Here is a 20,071-nt window from a genome sequence, read left to right as displayed (position 1 = left end):
GGACAAGCTTTACCCGTCAAAGCGTTAACAAGCGGTGAACTTGCTCAAATCATTTTCAATAGTTCTTAAAATGCGAAAGACGCCCGGATGTCCCGCGCGCCCCTCCGCTCTAATACCATGCAAGCTGACTTAAGTGGCCGATCCGCCCACGGTCAGCCCGTCCATAAGAACATGAGGCTGGCCCACGCCAACGGGCACCCACTGGCCCGCCTTGCCGCAATTGCCCATGCCGGGATCCAACGCCATGTCATTGCCCAATCCCCGGATCTGCTTCATCGCCGTGGCGCCGTCGCCGATCAGGGTTGCGCCTTTGACCGGCGCGCCGATCTTCCCGTTCTGGACGCGGTAAGCCTCGGTGCAGGAAAAGACGAATTTGCCGTTGGTGATGTCGACCTGCCCACCGCCGAAACCCACCGCATAGATTCCGTCCTTGAGCGAGGAGATCAGGTCTTCGGGGGTGGCGTCGCCACCTTCCATGTAGGTGTTGGTCATGCGGGGCATCGGCGGGTGGGCATAACTCTCGCGGCGCCCGTTACCAGTGGGGGCCACGCCCATCAGGCGGGCATTCTGCCGGTCCTGCATGTATCCCACCAATATCCCGTCTTCGATCAGCACATTGCGCCCTGATGGCGTGCCTTCATCATCCACGGTGATCGAGCCGCGCCGGTCGGGGATTGTGCCATCATCCACCACGGTGACGCCCCTTGAGGCGACTTGCTGCCCGATATGGCCCGAGAATTTGGAACTGCCCTTGCGGTTGAAGTCCCCTTCCAGCCCGTGGCCCACGGCCTCGTGCAGTAGAATACCGGGCCAGCCGGGGCCAAGCACGACCTCCATGGCGCCCGCCGGGGCGGGGACAGCGTCGAGGTTGACAAGGGCAATGCGCAGCGCCTCGCGGGTTTTGGCCTGCCAGTCGGCAGAATCAAGCAGCCCGCCAAGGCCGATCCGCCCGCCGCCACCCGCGCTACCGGATTCGCGGCGGCCATTCTGTTCAACGATGACCGACACATTAACCCGCGTCATAGGCCGGGTGTCCGCGACCTGAACGCCGTCGGGCCGCAGAATCACCACCTCTTGATGCGAGGCTGCCAGCGTGGCCGAGACCTGCACGACCCGTGAGTCGAGATCGCGCGCGAAATTGTCGATCTGGCGCAACGTATCGATCTTGACGGGAAAAGCGGCACCGGCAATCGGGTCGGCATCTGTATAAAGACGCCGGTTCGTGGGAGTGGGGGGCGCGGCCAGGGTGCCGCCGCCGTCGCCCACGGCCAGACGCGTTGTTTCCATGGCGCGGCGCAGGGCCGCTTCGGAAATCTCGGTGGCATGGGCATAGCCCGACACCTCGCCGCGCACGGCCCGCAGCCCGAACCCTTCCGACGCATCATAAGAGGCGGTTTTGAGTCGCCCGTCATCATAAACCAACGCTTCGGACCGGCGCCTTTCGAGGAAAAGTTCCCCGTCATCAGCCCCGTCCGTCGCCTCGCGCAACAGGGACAGCGCCTTTTCGGGGTCAAGTGACGTCTCGAAAGGCGAGAATTTGATATGAGTCATATGGATTTTCCCTTCCGAATTTGATCTAAGTCAAAAAAAGCGTCCGTTTGACGCGGGCTGACTTCTTTATTTGGCAGATAGAATATGCATTCTAGCTGTAGCACAACAGCGGGATTCCGGTGCTATGCCGGTTTTTCGCATGAAACGAGACACAAAACGCAACCTATCAGGGTGAACTATGAGAATTCTTTCGAAAGTCCTGGCGCTCATGGCCACATTCACAGCCCTTCCGGCGCTGGCCCAAGATGTCGAGACCGTGGGCAAGCCGGTCGACGGCTTGATGGGCTTCCAGCCGCCCGCAACCGAGCTGGCCCGCCAGCTTCAGAACCTGGATCAGATGATTCTGATCATCATCACCGCCATCGTTCTGTTCGTAATGGCCCTGATGGCGATCATCATCGTGCGCTATAACCGTCGCGCGAACCCGGAACCCGCTACCTTTACCCATAACACACCGATCGAGATCGCATGGACCGTTGTCCCGATCATCATCCTGGTGTTCATCGGTGCATTCTCGCTGCCGGTTCTGTTCAACCAGCAGGAAATCCCCGAGGGCGACATCCACATCAAGGTCACCGGCTATCAGTGGTACTGGGGTTATGAATATTCGGATCACGAATTCGAGTTCGAGAGCTTCATGCTCGCCAAGGACGAACTGGCCGACTACGGCTATGCCAGCGATGAATACCTGTTGGCAACCGATACGCAGGTTGTCGTGCCGGTGGGCAAGACCGTTGTCATGAACGTCACCGCCGCCGACGTGATCCATTCTTGGACCATTCCGGCCTTTGGCGTGAAACAGGACGCCGTGCCCGGCCGTATCGCACAACTGTGGTTCAACGCCGAGCGTGAAGGTATTTACTTCGGCCAGTGTTCCGAGCTTTGCGGCAAGGACCACGCCTACATGCCGATCACCGTCAAGGTTGTCTCGCAAGAGGCCTATGACGAATGGCTGAAGGGCGCGATCGAAGAGTACGCAGGCGATCCTTCGACCCTGCCGGCGCATTTGCAACTGGCTTCGGCCGAATAAGAACTGACGGGCAGGGGCGTTCTGCGGGGCGCCCCCGACCAAGGGGAAAAGCATGAGCGACGCAAGCATCAATACGCAGTTCAAGACGCAGGAAGCCGGCTTCGGTGACTATTTCGCGCTGCTGAAACCGCGCGTCATGTCGCTGGTTGTGTTCACGGCCATGGTCGGCCTTCTGGCCGCGCCCGTAGACGTGCACCCGATGGTGGCATTTGCGTCGATCCTGTTCATTGCCGTGGGCGGTGGTGCCTCTGGCGCGCTGAACATGTGGTACGACGCGGATATCGACGCGGTTATGAAACGGACGCAAGCGCGCCCGATCCCCGCTGGCAAGGTCACGCGGGACGAGGCCTTTGCGGTCGGTATTACGCTTTCGGTCTTCTCCTGTGTCATGCTGGCGCTGGCCGCGAATATCTTTGCGGGGCTGCTGCTGGCGTTCACCATTTTCTTCTACGTGGTGATCTACACGATGTGGCTGAAACGCTGGACCCCGCAGAACATCGTGATCGGTGGCGCAGCGGGCGCGTTTCCTCCGATGATCGGCTGGGCCGTCGCCACGGGCGGTGTGTCGATTGAATCGATCCTGATGTTCACGCTGACGTTCATGTGGACACCCCCGCATTTCTGGGCGCTGTGCCTGTTCATGAAGTCGGATTACAAGGACGCGGGCGTGCCGATGCTGCACGTGACCAACGGGCGTCGTTCGACCCGCAATCACATTCTTGTTTACACGCTTCTTCTGGCGGCCGTGGCGATTGGCATGGCTTTCACGGGTGTCGGCGGACCGATCTATCTGACCGTGGCGCTGATCCTGAACGCCCTGTTCGTAGCTGGGGCCATCTCGATCTGGCGCCGCGATGAAGAGGTATCCGAGGCAGATGGTTACAAGCGCGAGAAATCCTTCTTTGCGCTCTCGCTTATGTATCTGTTCCTGCACTATGGCGCGATCCTGGCCGAGGCCACGCTGGCCCGCTATGGCCTAGGAGGGTGGTAAGATGAGCTTTCGCGAAGATCACGAACTTCATGGACGCCGGTTCGGCCGCAATCTGGGCGTGGCGCTGACGCTGGTTGTCTTTATCGGTATCGTGTTTGGCCTGACGGTGGTCAAGGTCACGCGCGGTGATTACGAACCTGAAAATGCGAGGATTCAGAACTGATGGCGATGGACCCTAAGACCAAGACCGTAGCACAAACCGTGGGCGTCGTCCTCATGATGGGCGCTCTGGCTTGGGCATCGGTTCCTTTCTATGACTGGTTCTGCCGGGTGACCGGTTTCAGCGGAATCACCAACGTGGCAGAAGAAAGCTCGGACGTGATCCTGGATCAGACGATCAAGGTCCGCTTTGACGCCAGCAAAGAACGTGATTTCCCGTGGCAGTTCAAACCGATGCAGCGTGAGATGGAGTTGCGCATCGGCGAAACCGGCCTTGCCTTTTATGAAGCCTATAACCCGACCGACCGCCCCGTGGCCGGTTCGGCCAGCTATAACGTAGCCCCCTACGAGGCGGGCGGCTTCTTCTCCAAGATCGACTGTTTCTGCTTTGAAGAGCAGATCCTGCAACCCGGTGAGCGGGTCACGATGCCCGTGACCTTCTTTGTCGACCCCGAAATCGTGTCGGACCGTGACGCCAAGTTCGTCAAGGTGATCACCCTGTCTTACACGTTCCATGAAATCGACCTGCCCGAGGAAACGGCCTCATTGGTGCAGGAAACAGAAACCGAAGTGAACTAAGTAGCGTTCCAACGAGGGATAAAGAACAAAATGGCGCACGCTAAAAACCACGATTACCACATTCTGCCGCCCTCTCTGTGGCCCTTTCTGGGTTCGGTCGGCGCATTCATCATGCTGTTCGGCGCCGTGCTCTGGATGCACGACAGCGGCCCATGGATGTTCCTGATTGGCCTTGTGCTGGTCCTGTATGTCATGTTCGGCTGGTGGGCCGACGTCGTTGCCGAAGGCAACAATGGCGTGGATCACACCCCCGTGGTGCAGATCGGCCTGCGCTATGGCTTTATCCTGTTCATCATGTCCGAGGTCATGTTCTTCGCGGCCTGGTTCTGGAGCTTCTTCAAGCACGCCATGTACCCGATGGGCCCCGAAAGCCCGATGGTGGACGGTGTCTGGCCGCCCGCTGGTATCGAGACTTTTGACCCGTGGCACCTGCCGCTGATCAACACGCTGATCCTGCTGTGTTCGGGGATGGCAGCCACCTGGGCGCACCACGCCCTTGTGCACGAAAACAACCGCGAAGACATGAAATGGGGCCTGATCATCGCGATTGCCCTTGGCGTGATCTTCACCGGTTTCCAAGCCTATGAATACTCCCACGCCTCGTTCGGCTTCTCGGGCAACATCTACGGCGCCAACTTCTTCATGGCGACCGGTTTCCACGGCTTCCATGTGATTGTCGGCACCATCTTCCTGCTGGTCTGCCTGATCCGCCTGCAACGCGGTCATTTCACACAGCAGAACCATGTCGGTTTTGAAGCGGCAGCTTGGTACTGGCACTTTGTGGACGTTGTCTGGCTGTTCCTGTTTGCAGCCGTCTATATCTGGGGCGCCTAGATCTTTCGCGGTTGAACAGCGGCAACGCTGATGCGTAAAACATGTCGCGGGGGATTTCCCCCGCGATTTTCTTTTGAGAGGATCTGACCCTTGTCGCGTTACATTTTGCCTTTGGTGTTCGGGATTGTCGGCACGGCGATCCTCGTGTCTCTGGGCAATTGGCAGGTGCGTCGTCTGGCCGAGAAAGAAGCCTATCTCGCGGCCATCGACGCCCGCATCTCGGATGCCCCCGTGGCATTGCCCGCCGATCCGGACCCGGTGGCAGACAGGTTCCTGCCGGTCGAGGTGAGCGGCACCCTTACCTCAGACGAGGTGCATCTGCTGGTCTCTGTCAAAAAGGTAGGCGCGGGCTATCGCATCGTGTCGGCCTTCGACACCGACGAAGGACGCCGCATCATGGTTGATCGCGGGTTTGTCCCGATCCCGGACAAGGACGCGGTGCGTTATGTCGGCCCGGTCACGATCACGGGCAACCTGCACTGGCCCGATGAGGTCGACAGCTATACTCCGGAAAATGATGTGGACGGAAATATCTGGTTCGCCCGCGACGTGCCGACCATGGCAGCGGCGCTCGGGTCCGAACCTGTTCTGGTGATCCTGCGCGAGATGTCAGAAAACGACACCAGTGTGACGCCCTTGCCCGTCGACTCATCGGGGATTCCGAACGACCATCTTGAATATATCGTCACATGGTACGGTCTGGCGATTGTCTGGGTGGCGATGACGCTCTATTACCTGCGCCGACTGCGCAAAACCAAAAAGGCCTGAGACCTGTGAAATACATCTCGACCCGCGGCAACGCTCCGGAACTCATCTTTGAAGAGGCCATGCTGACCGGCCTTGCCCGCGATGGCGGCCTCTACGTCCCTGAAACGATCCCGACCATGTCACAGGACGAGATTGCCGCACTGGCGGGCCTGTCCTACGAAGAGGCGGCGTTCCGCGTGATGAAGCCTTTTGTCGGCGAAGCGTTCACGGACGAGGAATTCAAAGGCATCATCGCACGCGCCTATGCGGGGTTCCGCCATGATGCGCGCGCGCCGCTGGTGCAGCTTGGGCCGAACCATTTCCTGATGGAGCTTTTCCACGGGCCGACGCTGGCCTTCAAGGATTTTGCGATGCAGCTGATCGGGCAGCTGTTCCAGTTCTCGCTGGCCCGCCGCGGAGACCGCGTCACCATCGTTGGCGCCACTTCGGGTGACACCGGGTCCGCCGCGATCGAGGCGTTTCGTGGACTTGATAATGTGGACGTGTTCATCCTGTTCCCCGATGGCCGCGTGTCGGACATCCAACGCAAACAGATGACCACGCCGGCGGATGCCAATGTGCACGCTTTGGCGCTGGACGGCGACTTTGACGATTGCCAGGCCAAGCTCAAGGACATGTTCAACGATTTCGACTTCCGTGATGGAGTGAAACTCGCGGGCGTGAACTCGATCAACTGGGCGCGGGTCTTGGCGCAGGTTGTATATTATTTCACGACCGCGGTCAGCCTTGGCGCGCCGACGCGCAAGATCAGCTTCACCGTGCCCACCGGCAACTTTGGCGACATCTTCGCGGGCTATATCGCCAAGAAGATGGGCCTGCCGATCGACCGTCTGGTGATTGCAACCAACCAAAACGATATCCTGCACCGCACGATGGAAACCGCCGCCTACACCAAGGAAGGCGTGACGCCGTCAATAAGCCCGTCGATGGACATCCAAGTGTCGTCGAACTTTGAGCGCGCGCTGTTCGATGCCTATGGCCGTGACGGCAATGCCGTGGCACAGCTCATGGACGAGTTGAAAGATGGGTCCTTCGCAATCAGTCAGGGCGCCATGGAAAGCCTGAGAGAACACTTCGACTCGGGCCGCACTTCTGAGGACGAAACCGTTGCCACGATCCAGTGGGGCTTTGCCCATACCGGAGAAGTCCTTTGCCCTCATTCCGCTTGTGGGGTAAAGGTGGCCAACGAAAATCTGAACGAAACCCCCATGATCACTCTGGCCACGGCCCATCCGGCAAAATTCCCCGACGCAGTAGAGGCCGCCATCGGCCAGCGTCCGGGCCTGCCGCCGCATATGCAGGACATGATGGACAAACCAGAGCGCGTCACCAAGGTGCCCAATGACCTTGAGCACCTGAAAGCACTGATCAAAGACCGGATTGCCGCACGTTGACAACAAAACAGCACACGCTCTCCAATGGCTTCCGCATCGTGACCGAGCATATGCCCGGTCTCGAGTCGGCAGCCCTTGGTATCTGGGTTGATGCAGGGGGGCGCCATGAACGCCCCGCGCAGAACGGCATCGCCCATTTTCTGGAACACATGGCCTTCAAGGGTACGACCCGTCGCAGCGCGTTGCAGATCGCCGAGGCGATTGAAGATGTGGGCGGTTATATCAACGCCTATACCAGCCGCGAAGTCACCGCGTTCTATGCGCGTGTGCTTAAAGGCGACGTGTCCCTTGCGATGGATGTGATTGCCGATATCGTGCTGAATCCTGTCTTTGACCCTGCCGAGATCGAGGTCGAACGCGGCGTGATCCTTCAGGAAATCGGTCAGGCGCTGGACACACCCGATGACGTGATCTTTGACTGGTTGCAGGAACGCGCTTATCCCGATCAGCCGATCGGGCGCACAATCCTTGGGGCCGAAGACCGCGTGCGCGGGTTCAGCCGTGAAGATCTGGCAGGGTTCGTAGCCGAACACTATCGTCCGGAGCAGATGATCCTGTCGGCTGCCGGCGGCATCGACCACGACGAGATCATTCGCCTTGCCGAAGACCTGTTTGGCCATATGGCCGGCGGGCAGGACATTGCCTATGAGCCGGCGCGGTTCCAGGGTGGTGAATACCGGACGGTGAAGACCCTTGAGCAGGCGCATTTTGCGCTGGGGTTCGAAAGCCCGTCCTATGCAGACCCCGAGATTTATACCGCGCAGATCTACACTTCCGCCTTGGGTGGGGGTATGTCCTCGCGCCTGTTTCAGGAGGTGCGCGAAAAACGCGGCCTGTGCTATACGATCTATGCCCAGACCGGTGCCTATGCCGACACCGGCATGACCACGATTTATGCCGGTACGTCCGGCAGCCAGATCGGCGAATTGGCCGCGATCACGATTGACGAGTTGAAACGCGCCGCCGAAGACATGACCGCCGAGGAAATCGCACGGGCCCGTATGCAGATGAAGGCCGGATTGCTGATGGGGCTGGAAAGCCCGTCGAACCGTGCCGAACGTCAGGCGCGCATGTTGTCGATCTGGGGCCGCATCCCCGATCTTGGCGAAACGGTTGAACGCATTGACGCAGTCACCGATGCAGATGTGCGCAAGTTTGCCGAACACATGGCCGCCACGGCGCGCTCGGCGCTCGCGCTTTATGGGCCGGTGCAGGAGGCGCCCACGCTTGAGGCGCTGCAAGAGCGGCGCGCCGCCTGATGCTGCTGACGCGGCGCAAGGTCCGGATTGAAACCGAACGTCTGACACTCAGGCCGCCGGTTCATTCGGATTTCAACGAATGGTCTTATCTGCGCAGCGCCAGTGCCGATTTTCTGGTGCCTTGGGAACCTGCATGGTCCAAGGATCACCTGACCCGCAAAAGCTTTACCAACCGGGTCTACTGGGCGCAGAGGTCGATTGCAGGCGGCACCGCCATGCCCCTGTTCATGATCCGGCGCGCCGACAACGTACTGTTGGGGGCAATCACGCTGGACAATATCCGGCGCGGCCCGTCACAGTCGGGTACGCTGGGCTATTGGGTCGGGAAGGCGTTCACCCGCCAGGGCTATATGCGCGAAACCATCGAAGCGGTTGTGCATCACGCCTTTGCCAAGATGGACCTCAGCCGGATCGAGGCGGCCTGCCTGCCCGAAAACGCCGCCTCGCGGGGCGTGCTCGAAAAATCGGGCTTCAAATACGAAGGCGTTGCCCAAAGCTATCTTCAGATCAACGGGCGCTGGCGCACGCATGTTCTTTATGCTGCCCTGCGCAATGACCGGCGCGGGCGCACCCTGGCAGGGCAAGCTTAAAATCTCTGCACGGCCCCCCGGTTCGCAGCAAAGTGATGAGGGGCAGACCGACGCACCACACGGCACGCTTGGTGGGCTTGGGGGGTAACGCTATACTTTCTTGGTATTGAGGGAGGTGCACATGCTGAGATGGTTGTTCGTTCTGGTCCTTGCTGCTGGGCCGCTCTGGGCGCAGGACCGTCGCCCAAGCCATTGTATCGCGCTGGCTCAGGCGCCCGGGATGCAATACTTGCACCAGGCATCGTTCCGCGATCCGATCGAGAAACACCATGTGCGCATCCATTATATCGCGCATGCGTCCTTCCTGATCCAGAGTCATGACGGGCTGTCCGCCGTGACCGATTTCACGGGGTTTGTCGGCAATGTGGATTTCGTGCCCGATGTCGTAACCATGAACCACGCCCATGCCACCCACTGGACCGAGTTTCCCGATCCCGCCATCCCCCACGTTCTGCGCGGGTGGGATGAGTTTGGCGGGGCCGCAGACCACCATCTTGATCTGGGCAGCATGCTTGTGCGCAACGTGCCCACGGATATCCGCCGGTTCGGCGGTGTCGAGGAAAACGGAAACTCGATCTTTGTGTTCGAGGTGGCTGGCCTTTGCATTGCCCATCTGGGCCATCTGCACCACGAACCCAACCCTGCGCAATATGCCGCCCTCGGGCGCATGGACGTGGTCATGGCAGCAGTGGACGGGGGTATGACACTGGACCTGCCGACCATGATGCGCATCCTGCGCAAGGTTGAGGCGAGGATCGTGATCCCGATGCACTGGTTTGAAGGCTGGACCCTGCAGGCCTTCGTAAACGGCATGTCCGATGTGTATGAGGTCGTGAACAACGGCAACAGCGACATGATCGTGTCACTGCGCACCTTGCCCGACCGGCCCACGATCCATGTCCTTGCCCCGCGTTTCCTGCGTGACCCGCAATAGCGGCGCTGGACAGACCCGGCGGGCATGATAGGACTGTGACCATGACTTTGAACAGTGCTTCACCTGCCTTCCTCGCCGATCTTCAAGCCCGCTTGCCAGAGGGGCGTTTGCGCCCGTCAGAGCCTCGTTATCTGGAAGAACCGCGCGGACGCTTTCAAGGTTCTGCCGCGGCGCATGTGGCCATGCCGCGCGCCACGTCCGAGGTGTCCACCATCCTGCGCGCCTGCCACGCGGCCCGCGTCGGCGTGGTGCCGTTTGGCGGCGGCACCGGCCTTGTTGGCGGGCAAGTGATGCCGGACGGGCCGACACCGCTGATCCTGTCCTTGGAAAAGATGAATCATGTGCGGGCCGTCTACCCGTTGGAAAACGTGATCGAGGTCGAGGCTGGTACCATTCTGGCCGATGTGCAGGCCGCCGCAGAAGAGGTCGGCCGGCTGTTTCCACTGTCGCTGGCCTCGGAAGGGTCGGCCCAGATCGGCGGAAACCTGGCCAGCAATGCAGGCGGCGTGAACGTGCTGCGATATGGAAATACGCGCAACCTGTGTCTCGGGCTGGAAGCGGTATTGCCCAATGGCGAGGTCTGGAATGGCCTGACCCGCCTGCACAAGGACAATACCGGTTATGACCTGCGGGGGCTGATGATTGGCGCCGAGGGCACTTTGGGCATCATCACGGCTGCGGCACTCAAACTGTCGCCGCGTCCGGCCTCTCTCGGGACGGCGTTGATAGTCGTCGACAGCCCCGAGGCGGCGTTGCGCCTGCTTGCACTGGCGCGCGCGCAGGTCGGCGAGGCGGTCAGCGTCTTTGAACTGATCCATCGGCAGGGGCTTGATTTCGTCGCCGAGACCTTGCCCGATATCCGCCAACCCTTTGCCCAGCACCCCGAATGGATGGTTCTGATCGAACTGGGCATGTCCCGCAACGCGGAAGAGGCACTGGAAGCGATCTTCGCCAGCGCATTGGAAGACGGGCTGGTCAGCGATGGCCTGATTGCCCAAAGCGCCCAGCAGCGCGCCGATTTCTGGGCCCTGCGCGAACACATCCCCGTGGCGAACAAGCGGATCGGCTCGGTCAGCAGCCACGATATCGCGCTGCCCCTGCAATCCGTGCCCGAGTTTATCCGACAGGCGGGGCGCGCGATTGCCGCCCTTGGCGATTACCGCATCAACTGTTTCGGACATCTCGGGGATGGCAACCTGCATTATAATGTTTTTCCGGCACAGGGGCGTGACCGGTCAGAGTATGACAACCAGCGCGACGCGGTGAAACGCGCCGTGCATGACCTCGTAGCGGAATATGACGGGTCGTTCAGCGCCGAGCACGGGGTGGGGCGTCTGAAAACCGGCGATCTGGCACGCTATGGCGATCCGGGCAAGCTGACCGCGATGCGCGCGATCAAGGCAGCGCTGGATCCGCACGGGATCATGAATCCGGGCGTCCTGTTTCCGGTGTCGTGACCACTACACACCGACAGACATGAAACCGCCCCGTCCGGCGGGCGGACAGGGCGGTGATCCTGTGGATCATGCAAGCAGCGCCGGTCCCAAACGGCAGTGTCTGGATGCCATGCCAAGGTTACCAACCGGTTTACGCGTGAGGAAAAATTTACAGACCCTCGAATTCACACAGAACCGAGACGTTCATGCCCATTTCTTCCAGCTTCTTGCGGCCACCCAGTTCCGGCAGGTCCACGATAAACGAACAGGCAATAATCTCACCACCCAGACGTTCGATCAGCTTGATCCCTGCTTCGGCGGTGCCACCGGTCGCCAGCAGATCGTCGACGACAAGAATTTTCTCGCCCGGCTGAATCGCGTCATCGTGGATTTCCACGATCGCCTCGCCATATTCCAGCTTGTAGTCTTGTGAAATCGTGGTGCCGGGCAGCTTGCCCTTCTTGCGGATAGGCACAAACCCCAGCGACAGCTGGTGTGCAATCGCGCCCCCAAGGATAAAGCCGCGCGCCTCGAGACCGACCACCTTGTCGATCTGTTCGCCGGCAAAGGGATGCAGCATCTGGTCTATCGCCATACGAAACCCGCGCGGGTCGGCAAACAGTGTTGTCACATCCCGAAACAGAATCCCTTCGTGAGGGAAGTCCACGATGGTGCGGATGTAATCCTTGACGTCCTTGCGCTTGATCATGACGGGATCCTTTCGAAAAACACGGATCCCGTTTGACGAAATTTCCGCCCCGGCGCAAGCCCTCGCGCAGGGGCCTGATCATCGTGGGTTATTGGCTGCGACGGCGGCGGAAACGGTACATTGCGGCCGACATCCAGTTCAGATGCGGCTTGTGCCAATCCATCCGGTCACGCACAAGCATTGTTTTTGCGGTCAGCAGATTCATTTTCTCATTCCTTTCCCTGTATGCCTCGTTTATGGTTGTGTATCTTTTGTATATGTCATGTATATACATTAGCTGCACAAAAAATCAACCACTCACGTCTAGACGGAACAGAATGAACAAGAAGGACAAGAAAAAGTCCGCAAAGAAAGACAGCCAACTGGTGCTGCGGCTGGACAAGGCCGAACGCGATGCGTTCGTCGATTTATGCAAGGATATGGACACCAGCGCGGCCCGGGAAATCCGACGCTTTATCCGCGACTTCATGAAAGAAAACGGCACCGATTAGGTGCCGTTTTTTTGTGTCAGGTCGCCCGCCGCAGGGTTGCCGTGAAAACCCCCATGCCAATCAGGGTCAGGCCTCCGGCCCGTGTCATTGCCCGCAGGACCGCAGGACGGGAAATCTGCGCCCGCAGCCTGTCTGCCGCCAGCGCGTAGATCAGCACATTCAGGGTCGCCAGCCCGACGAAGGTCGCAATCATGACCGCGAATTGCGGCAGCACGGCGCGGGCGGGATCGACGAACTGGGGCACGAAGGCGATGAAAAAGCCGATGCTTTTGGGGTTGAGTGCCGTCACCGCCGCGGCATGGCCAAACACGCCGCGCGCGGGCAGGGCGCGGGCCTCAAGCAGATCGGGAGTGTCGCACTGGGCTGCGCTGCGAAACATCCGGACCCCGAGCCAGACCAGATAGACTGCACCCGCCCATTTGAGCACGCTGAAGGCGGTGGCAGAGGCCAGCACCAAGGCCCCCAGCCCAAGCAGCGAGGCCGTCATGGCTACGAAATCCCCCAAAGCCACGCCCGCCGCCGTGGCCAGCGCCACGGACCGGCCCTGTGTCAGGGCATAGGACAGCACCAAAAGGATCGTTGGTCCGGGGATCATCAAAAGAACGGTCGAGGCCGCGATAAAAGCGAGCCAGAGATCAAGGCTCATCCCAGCACGCGACCGGCGATGCCCGACAGTTTTTCCACCATCTCGGGCGCACGTTTGTCAGGGGCTGTCAGGATGGCGTGCTCCAAGGCCCGGTCACAGCCAAAGGGGCAGGGGGCACGGTCCGATCCCAGAAGGGCCGGCAACCGGCGTACCAGGTCGCGGCCCTTTTCGGCATTGCCCATCAGCACCTTGATGATTTCGGCCACATCCACCTCGCCGTGGTCGGGGTGCCAGCTGTCATAATCGGTGACCATCGCAACCGAGGCGTAACACAGCTCGGCCTCGCGGGCGAGCTTGGCCTCGGGCATGTTGGTCATGCCGATCACGTCGCAGCCCCAGCTGTCGCGATACATCTTGGATTCCGCGAGGGTCGAGAATTGCGGTCCTTCCATAGCCAGATAGGTGCCGCCCCGGTGGAATGTGATCCCTGCATCCGTGGCCGCCTTTGCAACGGCGTCGGACAGCCGCTCGCAGGTCGGATGCGCGACGCTGACATGGGCGACGAGGCCTGGGCCGAAAAAGGATTTCTCTCGTGCAAATGTGCGGTCAATGAACTGGTCCACGATGACGAAATCCCCCGGCGCCATTTCTTCGCGGAAGGAACCCGTCGCAGACACTGAGATCACGTCGGTCACCCCGATCTGTTTCAGCGCTGCGATATTGGCCTGATAGGGTACGGTGGTCGGGGTGTGCACGTGTCCGCGCCCGTGGCGGGGCAGGAAGGCCATCTTCACGCCGTCCAAAGCCCCTGTGAGGATCTGGTCCGACGGGGTGCCCCACGGGGTGTCAACATCGATCCAGCGGGCGTCTTCCAACCCGTCAATCTCGTAAATGCCAGAGCCGCCAATCACGGCAATCATGGTTTCGGTCATGTCAGTCTCCGTCTGTGGTTGCCCGCACTAAGCCACAGCGATACCGCACCTTCAATGTGTGAATGGCCCTATGCGCGGGACAGGGCGCGTGCCCGTGGCTGTCCGCCGCCGGACCGCAACACTGTTGTTGCAGTGCAGCAATATTGGGCAACACCCGGCGCCAATCCCCGCAGATCCGTCCGGGGGCATTGTGTCATAGGGCCATATCCGGTAGGGGCGGGGACAAGAAATGACACCTCCAAACACAGGTTGACTTCATGAGACGCGCAGCTTTGGCCCTGCTGGCCAAGAATATTTCCCCGCCCAACCTGTCCGTGATGCAGGACGAAGGCTTTACGGCGGGACGTATCAAAACCGAAATCCTGTCCGGTCTGACCGTGGCGCTGGCCCTTGTGCCCGAGGCGGTGGCCTTTGCCTTTGTCGCGGGTGTGCACCCGCTGGTCGGGCTTTACGCGGCGTTTCTGGTCGGGCTTATCACTGCCCTGATCGGGGGACGTCCCGGCATGATCTCGGGCGCGACCGGCGCGCTGGCCGTGGTCATGGTGGCGCTGGTGGCAGAACACGGGGTTGAATACCTGTTTGCCACGGTGATCCTGATGGGGATTTTGCAGATTTTTGCCGGGGTCATGCATTGGGGCAAATTCATACGTCTTGTGCCGCACCCTGTGATGCTGGGCTTTGTGAACGGTCTGGCGATCGTGATCTTCCTGGCGCAGCTCACCCAGTTCAAGGATCCCGCCAATCCCGAGGCCTGGCTGGCCGGAACCCAGCTTGCCATGATGCTGGGTCTTGTGGGGCTGACCATGCTGGTGATCTGGGGCCTGCCCAAACTGACCAACATCGTACCAGCGCCGTTGGCGGGCATTGCGATCACCGCTTTTGTGGTGATCGGGTTTGGCATCAATGTGCCGACTGTGGGCGACATGGCCTCGATCAAGGGTGGTCTGCCGTCCTTCCATATCCCGTTCGGTGAAGGCGAAGGCATCTATCCGCCTGCATTGCTCGCACCGTTCAACCTTGAGACGCTGTATATCATTCTGCCCTATGCGGTCATTCTGGCGGCCATTGGTCTGATTGAATCGCTGCTGACCCTCAACCTTGTCAGCGAAATGACCGGCAAACGGGGCGGGGCCTCGCAGGAATGTATCGCGCAAGGCACGGCCAATGTGGTCACCGGTTTCTTCGGGGGCATGGGCGGCTGTGCCATGATCGGCCAGTCGATGATCAACGTGAAATCGGGCGGGCGCACGCGGATCGCTGGGATTGCCGCCGCGCTGTTTTTGCTGATCTTTATCGTCGCCGCGTCGCCCCTGATTGAACAGATCCCGCTGGCCGCGCTGGTGGGCGTGATGTTCATGGTGGTGATCGGCACTTTCGCGTGGAACTCGTTCAAAATCATGCGCAAGGTTCCGCGACTGGACGCGTTTGTGATTGTGCTGGTGACCGTGGTCACGGTGCTGGAAGACCTGGCGGTCGCGGTGGTCGTGGGTGTGATTGTCTCGGCGCTGGCCTATGCGTGGCAGAACGCCCGCCGGATCCACGCCATCACCCGAGATTCGGCCAGCGATCCCGGTGCCAAGGTGTACGAGATCGAGGGGCCATTGTTCTTTGGCTCTGCCGAAGGCTTCACCGAACTGTTCGACGTCGCCAATGATCCCGATCACGTGATCGTGGACTTCCAGCGCAGCCGCGTCGCCGACCAGTCTGCCCTGCAGGCGATCGAGGCCGTGGCCGCGAAATACGAGGCTGCGGGCAAGACATTGATCCTGCGCCACCTCAGCCGGGATTGTCACCAGTTGCTGAGCCGCGCCGGACACCTGATGGTCGACAGTGATGATGATCCCGAATACGAGATCGCGGTCGACTATTCGGTCCGTACCGGCATCCTTGGCGGACACTGATAAAGGAAAAGGGCCCTCCAAACGGAAGGCCCTTTTTCATTCTGGGGGTCTGCGGCGGGGTCTAGGCTTTCATCCGCATCTTGAGGTCGGCAACAAGAGCCGAGTGGTCCTCGCCACTGTCGATCGAGAGTTTCCTTAGTCCGAAATGCACATGGGACATTTCGCGGTAATAGCTGACATAGGCATAGTTGATGGCGGCCCCAGCCACGGCGCCGAACACCGGTACTGATTGCGCGGCCAGCTTCTTGCCCAGCACCACCGACAGTTTGGGAACGATCTTGGCGATCAGGGCCTGCATGGACCCGCTGGCAAGCGCCATGCGCGCACCAACAAAGGACATGTCCGTGCCATCATCGCGGGCTAGCGGCCCAGCAGAGCCAAAGACCTGAATACAGTCGAACTGCACGTTTTCAGAGGCGGGATCGAACCCAAGGCGCACGGCCTCGCTCTGGATTTCGCGCAAAAGGATCATGGTCGTTACCGGCAATTCGGCCAGTGCGGTCGGGATGCCGCCCAGACCGCCCGCAGCACCCAGCGCGCCCGCCATGGCGCTGTTCAGCCAACCGACGCGGTCGCCGATGACGGACTGCGATTCATGGGCGGCTTTCATCGCCTGACGCAGGGATTGATCCGTCACGCGATCGATATGCATCCGTGTCTGTTGGGGCAGCCTCTCGAACAGATTCTCCGCTTGGTTGCCAAGCAGGCCCAGCAGTTCGATGCCTACGCCCCCCGCCGCGCGATATCGGGCTGCAAGCCGCGCCAGTTCGGTGTCGGTATCGTGGGGCAGGTGGTCGTCGGACCAGATCAGTTCGGCATGTGTCATGCCCTAAGAGATTGGGATTGGGACGCGCCGGATCAAGACCCGGCGCAGGAAACCACGTCGCCGCTCACGCCCGTCCATGCGCCTTCGATCAAATCCTGGCCTAACACCCGATCCGGGTTGGTCGGCGGGGGCATGTGCACATCTTCCAGCTTTTCAAACCCGAAACGGGCATAATAGGGCGCGTCGCCGACAAGCAAGACCCGCTCCCATCCAAGGGTCCGGGCCACCTCAAGGCTTTCGCGGATCAGATACCCGCCCAGCCCTTCACCCTGGCGGGTGGGGTGCACGGCGACAGGCCCCAGCAACAGCGCATCCTGTCCGCCCACCTTGACCGGCCAATAGCGGATGGCCCCGGCCAGAATACCCGCGCCGTCCCGGGCGACCAGCGACAGCCCTTCCACCGGCGGCACACCTTCGCGCAGGCGATAGGACGACAAGGCCTCGCGGCCCGGCGCAAAGCACAGGTCATAGAGCGCCTCGACCTCCCACCAATCCGCGTCCGTTTCCACAGTCAGCTGGAACACCCGCCTGCCTCATCCGTCTTTTTTTCGTGGAAACCGCCCTAGCACGGCGTTACCTCTGGGGCAAACCTATAGGAGAGCAGGATGTTCTATCGCCCCGAAGACGGCCACGGGTTGCCGCATAACCCGTTCAATGCGCTGATCACGCCGCGCCCGATTGCGTGGGTGTCGACGAGGGATCGCAAGGGGGTGGCGAATCTTGCGCCCTATTCGTTTTTCAATGGCACGGCCTATGTCCCGCCGCAGGTGATGTTCGCCTCGACCGGCGTGAAACCTGATCAGGACGGCACCAAGGACAGTGTCGCCAATATTCGCGAGTCGGGGGTGTTCTGCATCAACGTGGTGGAAGAGGCCGCCAAGGATGCCATGAACGTCTCGACCACTGGTTTTGACAAGGACGTGGATGAATTTGAACGTGCGGGCCTGACAAAGGCCGAGTGCGAGGTCATTGACTGCCCCCGTGTCGCGGGCGCACCGGCCAGCATGGAATGCAAGGTCACGCAAATCCTTCAGATCGAGGGCGAGGCCAATTTCGTGGTGCATGGTCAGGTGGTCGGCATCCATATGCGCGACGACTGTATCCGGGACGGTATTTTTGATGTCACCACTTTCCGGCCTCTGGCACGGCTGGGGTATCGTGACTACTCGGTGGTCGACAACATCTTCTCGCTGGCCCGCCCGGATGACTGAATGCGCATCGGTTTGCCCTTTCCGGCGGGATGCGTAAGGTGACAGCAGAACTTAAGAGGGCCAACTGATGCCGGTTTACGTGATTGACCACGCGTTTCTGCTTTTCTCGCATATTCCGAAATGCGGCGGCACCAGCGTGGAAAAAACACTGCGGCGGCACGGGCAGGAGTTCCTGTTTGACCGTGGTTTTCATGGCGACCCGCTTGGGTTCACGCGCTGTTCGGTACAGCATTTGCACCGGTCGGCCATAGACAGGATCTTTCCGGCAGACATGTTCCGCTATGAATTCGCCATTGTCCGCGATCCGTTCCGACGGATCGAGAGTGAGTTCAAATTCCGCATGGGGCTCAAGGAACGCTCGCGTCGCAACACGCGCCCGCCGGAACTGGACAGCGAACCATCGGTATTCGCCGACTGGCTGCGCTTTGCCTTTGACCACTATGCCGCGCATCCGTTCCTGTTCGACAACCACCTGCGGCCCCAACAGGAGTTCATCGGTGAAAAGACCCAAGTCTTCCGCCTCGAGGACGGTCTGGGGTCAGTCTTTGCACGCCTCTCCGAGGTGACGGGTCGTAAAATTGCCGAACCGGCGCTGCGTTTCCAGAAATCAAAAGATCTTGTGGTTGCATGGACGGATCAGGACCGCGCCCTCGTGCGGGATTTCTATGCGGGTGACTTTGAACAGTTCGGCTACTCCGGCTGATTTACCACGCCTTGCCATCGCGTGCCTTGCGCAGCGCGCGCAGCCAGTCGCGGCGTTCCTGACGGTTCAGCAGTTTTTCACCCGGTTCAAGCCCAGCTTCCATCGACTGTTTCTCGTCTTCGAAACTGGGCAGGTGCCAGGGCGTGTCGGTGTCGATGAACCCTTCCGCAGCAAGCTGGTCGCGTAGTTTGCGAAAATCCAAGAGGGAAATCGACAAATGGTCGCTGCGCAGCGGCGGCCAGAAAATCCGGCGCAGTGTATGCAGTTCCGTGACCGGCGTGCCCGGACGGTCGTTCATCTGGGTCTGGATCAGCACCGGCAATTCCTCTCGGCGCTTGATGACAGCCGCTTTCTGGTCGGGGCGGCGCACCATGCTGTAAAGGTGCAGAGCCGAGCTTTCAGAGAACACAAGCTGTTCCGCGTCCTGATAGAGCGAAATCTGGTCGCGAAGCCCCAAGGACTCTGGCGCAACGATCTCATAGCCTTGCGCAGCCAGCAGGGTTTGGAGATGGGCTTCGCAGGCAAAGCGACCGGCCTTGTCGCCCAATCCCGTGCGAGTAAGATAGACCTTGCGCCCCTCTGTGACGGGACCAGTGGGGGGCAGGCGTTGATCAAGCCAGTCGAAATAGGCAGGCGCGCCGCGCCCCAGATAGCGTTCTCCGAACAGGTCGCTGGCGGTGTATACCTCGGTAAGGCGTATCGGCCCCTTTGTGATGACGAATTTGTTTGGAATGCCCAGCATATCCAGCACCATCCGTAAAAACGGGTAATTGCGCGGGGCCGGACGGCGTTTTGGCACAAAAACCAGCGTGACATCTTCGGGCAGACGGTCCACCGCCCAAAGTCGTCCAAGAGAATTCATCAGGACATGCCCGAACTGCTCCAGAACCAGACCTGCAAACAAGGTTGGCCCCTCGATCGTATGGATGTCCGATGGCAGGTCCGGGTTTTCGGCGGGAAAGGTGCTTAGCTCCTGACCGCCGATATCGCTGTCGGGCAGGGCGCTGCCGGTGGCATCGTAAATGCCGAATTCGCGTAGAAAGCGGGTTTTGTTCTCGCCTGTCATCAGGACACCGTCAAACGGCCCCTGCACACGCGGCTCAGCAAAAGAAGGGGAGGTGTCGCTCATTTCGGGTAAACGGACTCTTGTTATCGTACTGCCTGCCCGCATTGTGCGGCCAACCAGC

At 60.3% G+C, this 20,071-nt stretch carries 22 protein-coding genes; 15 read left to right on the top strand and 7 right to left on the bottom strand.

What is annotated here, in order from left to right:
* Positions 1–129 precede the first annotated feature (129 nt).
* Positions 130–1,551, bottom strand: coding sequence for a metalloprotease TldD (gene tldD, locus WNE31_RS06150; protein WP_349978822.1), 1,422 nt, complete (start codon positions 1,549–1,551; stop codon positions 130–132).
* A gap of 178 nt (positions 1,552–1,729) precedes the next feature.
* Here tldD and coxB point away from each other — a divergent pair, with 178 nt between their 5' ends.
* The 11 genes from coxB (at position 1,730) to WNE31_RS06095 (ending at position 11,546) form a co-directional block, all read left to right on the top strand.
* Positions 1,730–2,581 (top strand): cytochrome c oxidase subunit II, encoded by an 852-nt coding sequence (coxB, locus tag WNE31_RS06145; RefSeq protein WP_349978821.1) that lies wholly within the window; start codon positions 1,730–1,732, stop codon positions 2,579–2,581.
* A 52-nt stretch (positions 2,582–2,633) separates the two neighbouring features.
* Entirely contained in the window at positions 2,634–3,572 is a 939-nt protein-coding gene (cyoE, locus tag WNE31_RS06140; RefSeq protein ID WP_349978820.1) for a heme o synthase, read from the top strand.
* Between the two features lies 1 nt (position 3,573).
* Entirely contained in the window at positions 3,574–3,735 is a 162-nt protein-coding gene (locus WNE31_RS06135; protein ID WP_349978819.1) for a hypothetical protein, read from the top strand.
* A complete protein-coding gene (locus WNE31_RS06130; RefSeq protein WP_349978818.1) occupies positions 3,735–4,310 on the top strand; it encodes a cytochrome c oxidase assembly protein in 576 nt (191 codons plus the stop codon). Before WNE31_RS06135 ends, WNE31_RS06130 begins: the two co-directional genes overlap by 1 nt.
* Positions 4,311–4,340: 30 nt before the next feature.
* Positions 4,341–5,144: a cytochrome c oxidase subunit 3 gene (locus WNE31_RS06125; protein ID WP_349978817.1), complete on the top strand. Its 804-nt coding sequence runs from the start codon at positions 4,341–4,343 to the stop codon at positions 5,142–5,144.
* 90 nt (positions 5,145–5,234) lie between these two features.
* Entirely contained in the window at positions 5,235–5,912 is a 678-nt protein-coding gene (locus WNE31_RS06120) for an SURF1 family protein (protein ID WP_349978816.1), read from the top strand.
* A 5-nt stretch (positions 5,913–5,917) separates the two neighbouring features.
* On the top strand, positions 5,918–7,306 hold the full coding sequence (gene thrC / locus WNE31_RS06115; protein ID WP_349978815.1) for a threonine synthase: 1,389 nt from the start codon (positions 5,918–5,920) through the stop codon (positions 7,304–7,306).
* Positions 7,303–8,565: a M16 family metallopeptidase gene (locus tag WNE31_RS06110; protein ID WP_349978814.1), complete on the top strand. Its 1,263-nt coding sequence runs from the start codon at positions 7,303–7,305 to the stop codon at positions 8,563–8,565. The genes thrC and WNE31_RS06110 overlap by 4 nt, the downstream gene beginning before the upstream one ends.
* Positions 8,565–9,155 (top strand): GNAT family N-acetyltransferase, encoded by a 591-nt coding sequence (locus tag WNE31_RS06105; RefSeq protein WP_349978813.1) that lies wholly within the window; start codon positions 8,565–8,567, stop codon positions 9,153–9,155. The genes WNE31_RS06110 and WNE31_RS06105 overlap by 1 nt, the downstream gene beginning before the upstream one ends.
* Positions 9,156–9,276: 121 nt before the next feature.
* The gene (locus tag WNE31_RS06100; RefSeq protein ID WP_349978812.1) at positions 9,277–10,089 is read left to right on the top strand and encodes an MBL fold metallo-hydrolase; all 813 of its coding nucleotides are present in this window, start codon (positions 9,277–9,279) and stop codon (positions 10,087–10,089) included.
* A 41-nt stretch (positions 10,090–10,130) separates the two neighbouring features.
* A complete protein-coding gene (locus tag WNE31_RS06095) occupies positions 10,131–11,546 on the top strand; it encodes an FAD-binding oxidoreductase (protein WP_349978811.1) in 1,416 nt (471 codons plus the stop codon).
* A gap of 148 nt (positions 11,547–11,694) precedes the next feature.
* Here the strand turns inward: WNE31_RS06095 and WNE31_RS06090 are convergent, their stop codons facing one another.
* A complete protein-coding gene (locus WNE31_RS06090) occupies positions 11,695–12,234 on the bottom strand; it encodes an adenine phosphoribosyltransferase (RefSeq protein WP_349978810.1) in 540 nt (179 codons plus the stop codon).
* A gap of 317 nt (positions 12,235–12,551) precedes the next feature.
* Here WNE31_RS06090 and WNE31_RS06085 point away from each other — a divergent pair, with 317 nt between their 5' ends.
* Entirely contained in the window at positions 12,552–12,725 is a 174-nt protein-coding gene (locus tag WNE31_RS06085) for a hypothetical protein (protein ID WP_349978809.1), read from the top strand.
* A gap of 16 nt (positions 12,726–12,741) precedes the next feature.
* Here the strand turns inward: WNE31_RS06085 and WNE31_RS06080 are convergent, their stop codons facing one another.
* A complete protein-coding gene (locus WNE31_RS06080; RefSeq protein WP_349978808.1) occupies positions 12,742–13,371 on the bottom strand; it encodes a LysE family translocator in 630 nt (209 codons plus the stop codon).
* Positions 13,368–14,243, bottom strand: coding sequence for an S-methyl-5'-thioadenosine phosphorylase (locus WNE31_RS06075; protein WP_349978807.1), 876 nt, complete (start codon positions 14,241–14,243; stop codon positions 13,368–13,370). The genes WNE31_RS06080 and WNE31_RS06075 overlap by 4 nt, the downstream gene beginning before the upstream one ends.
* A 257-nt stretch (positions 14,244–14,500) precedes the next feature.
* Between WNE31_RS06075 and WNE31_RS06070 the strand changes: the two genes are divergently transcribed.
* Complete coding sequence (locus WNE31_RS06070; protein WP_349978806.1) at positions 14,501–16,144, top strand: SulP family inorganic anion transporter; 1,644 nt, start codon at positions 14,501–14,503, stop codon at positions 16,142–16,144.
* Positions 16,145–16,205: 61 nt separating this feature from the next.
* On the opposite strand, the gene WNE31_RS06065 is transcribed toward WNE31_RS06070, so the two are convergent.
* Both WNE31_RS06065 and WNE31_RS06060 read right to left on the bottom strand, forming a co-directional pair.
* A complete protein-coding gene (locus WNE31_RS06065; RefSeq protein WP_349978805.1) occupies positions 16,206–16,970 on the bottom strand; it encodes an EcsC family protein in 765 nt (254 codons plus the stop codon).
* Between the two features lie 32 nt (positions 16,971–17,002).
* Complete coding sequence (locus tag WNE31_RS06060; protein ID WP_349978804.1) at positions 17,003–17,494, bottom strand: GNAT family N-acetyltransferase; 492 nt, start codon at positions 17,492–17,494, stop codon at positions 17,003–17,005.
* An 81-nt stretch (positions 17,495–17,575) separates the two neighbouring features.
* On the opposite strand from WNE31_RS06060, the gene WNE31_RS06055 reads away from it, so the two are divergent.
* Complete coding sequence (locus tag WNE31_RS06055) at positions 17,576–18,181, top strand: flavin reductase family protein (protein WP_349978803.1); 606 nt, start codon at positions 17,576–17,578, stop codon at positions 18,179–18,181.
* Positions 18,182–18,248: 67 nt separating this feature from the next.
* Complete coding sequence (locus tag WNE31_RS06050) at positions 18,249–18,884, top strand: sulfotransferase family 2 domain-containing protein (RefSeq protein WP_349978802.1); 636 nt, start codon at positions 18,249–18,251, stop codon at positions 18,882–18,884.
* 1 nt (position 18,885) lies between these two features.
* Here WNE31_RS06050 and WNE31_RS06045 read toward each other — a convergent pair whose 3' ends face one another.
* The gene (locus WNE31_RS06045) at positions 18,886–20,013 is read right to left on the bottom strand and encodes a glycosyltransferase family 61 protein (protein WP_349978801.1); all 1,128 of its coding nucleotides are present in this window, start codon (positions 20,011–20,013) and stop codon (positions 18,886–18,888) included.
* Positions 20,014–20,071 lie beyond the last annotated feature (58 nt).

It is taken from the genome of Shimia fortis, from assembly GCF_040225985.1.
Classification (GTDB): Bacteria; Pseudomonadota; Alphaproteobacteria; order Rhodobacterales; family Rhodobacteraceae; genus Shimia.
This window is presented reverse-complemented; position numbering and strand designations above follow the sequence as displayed.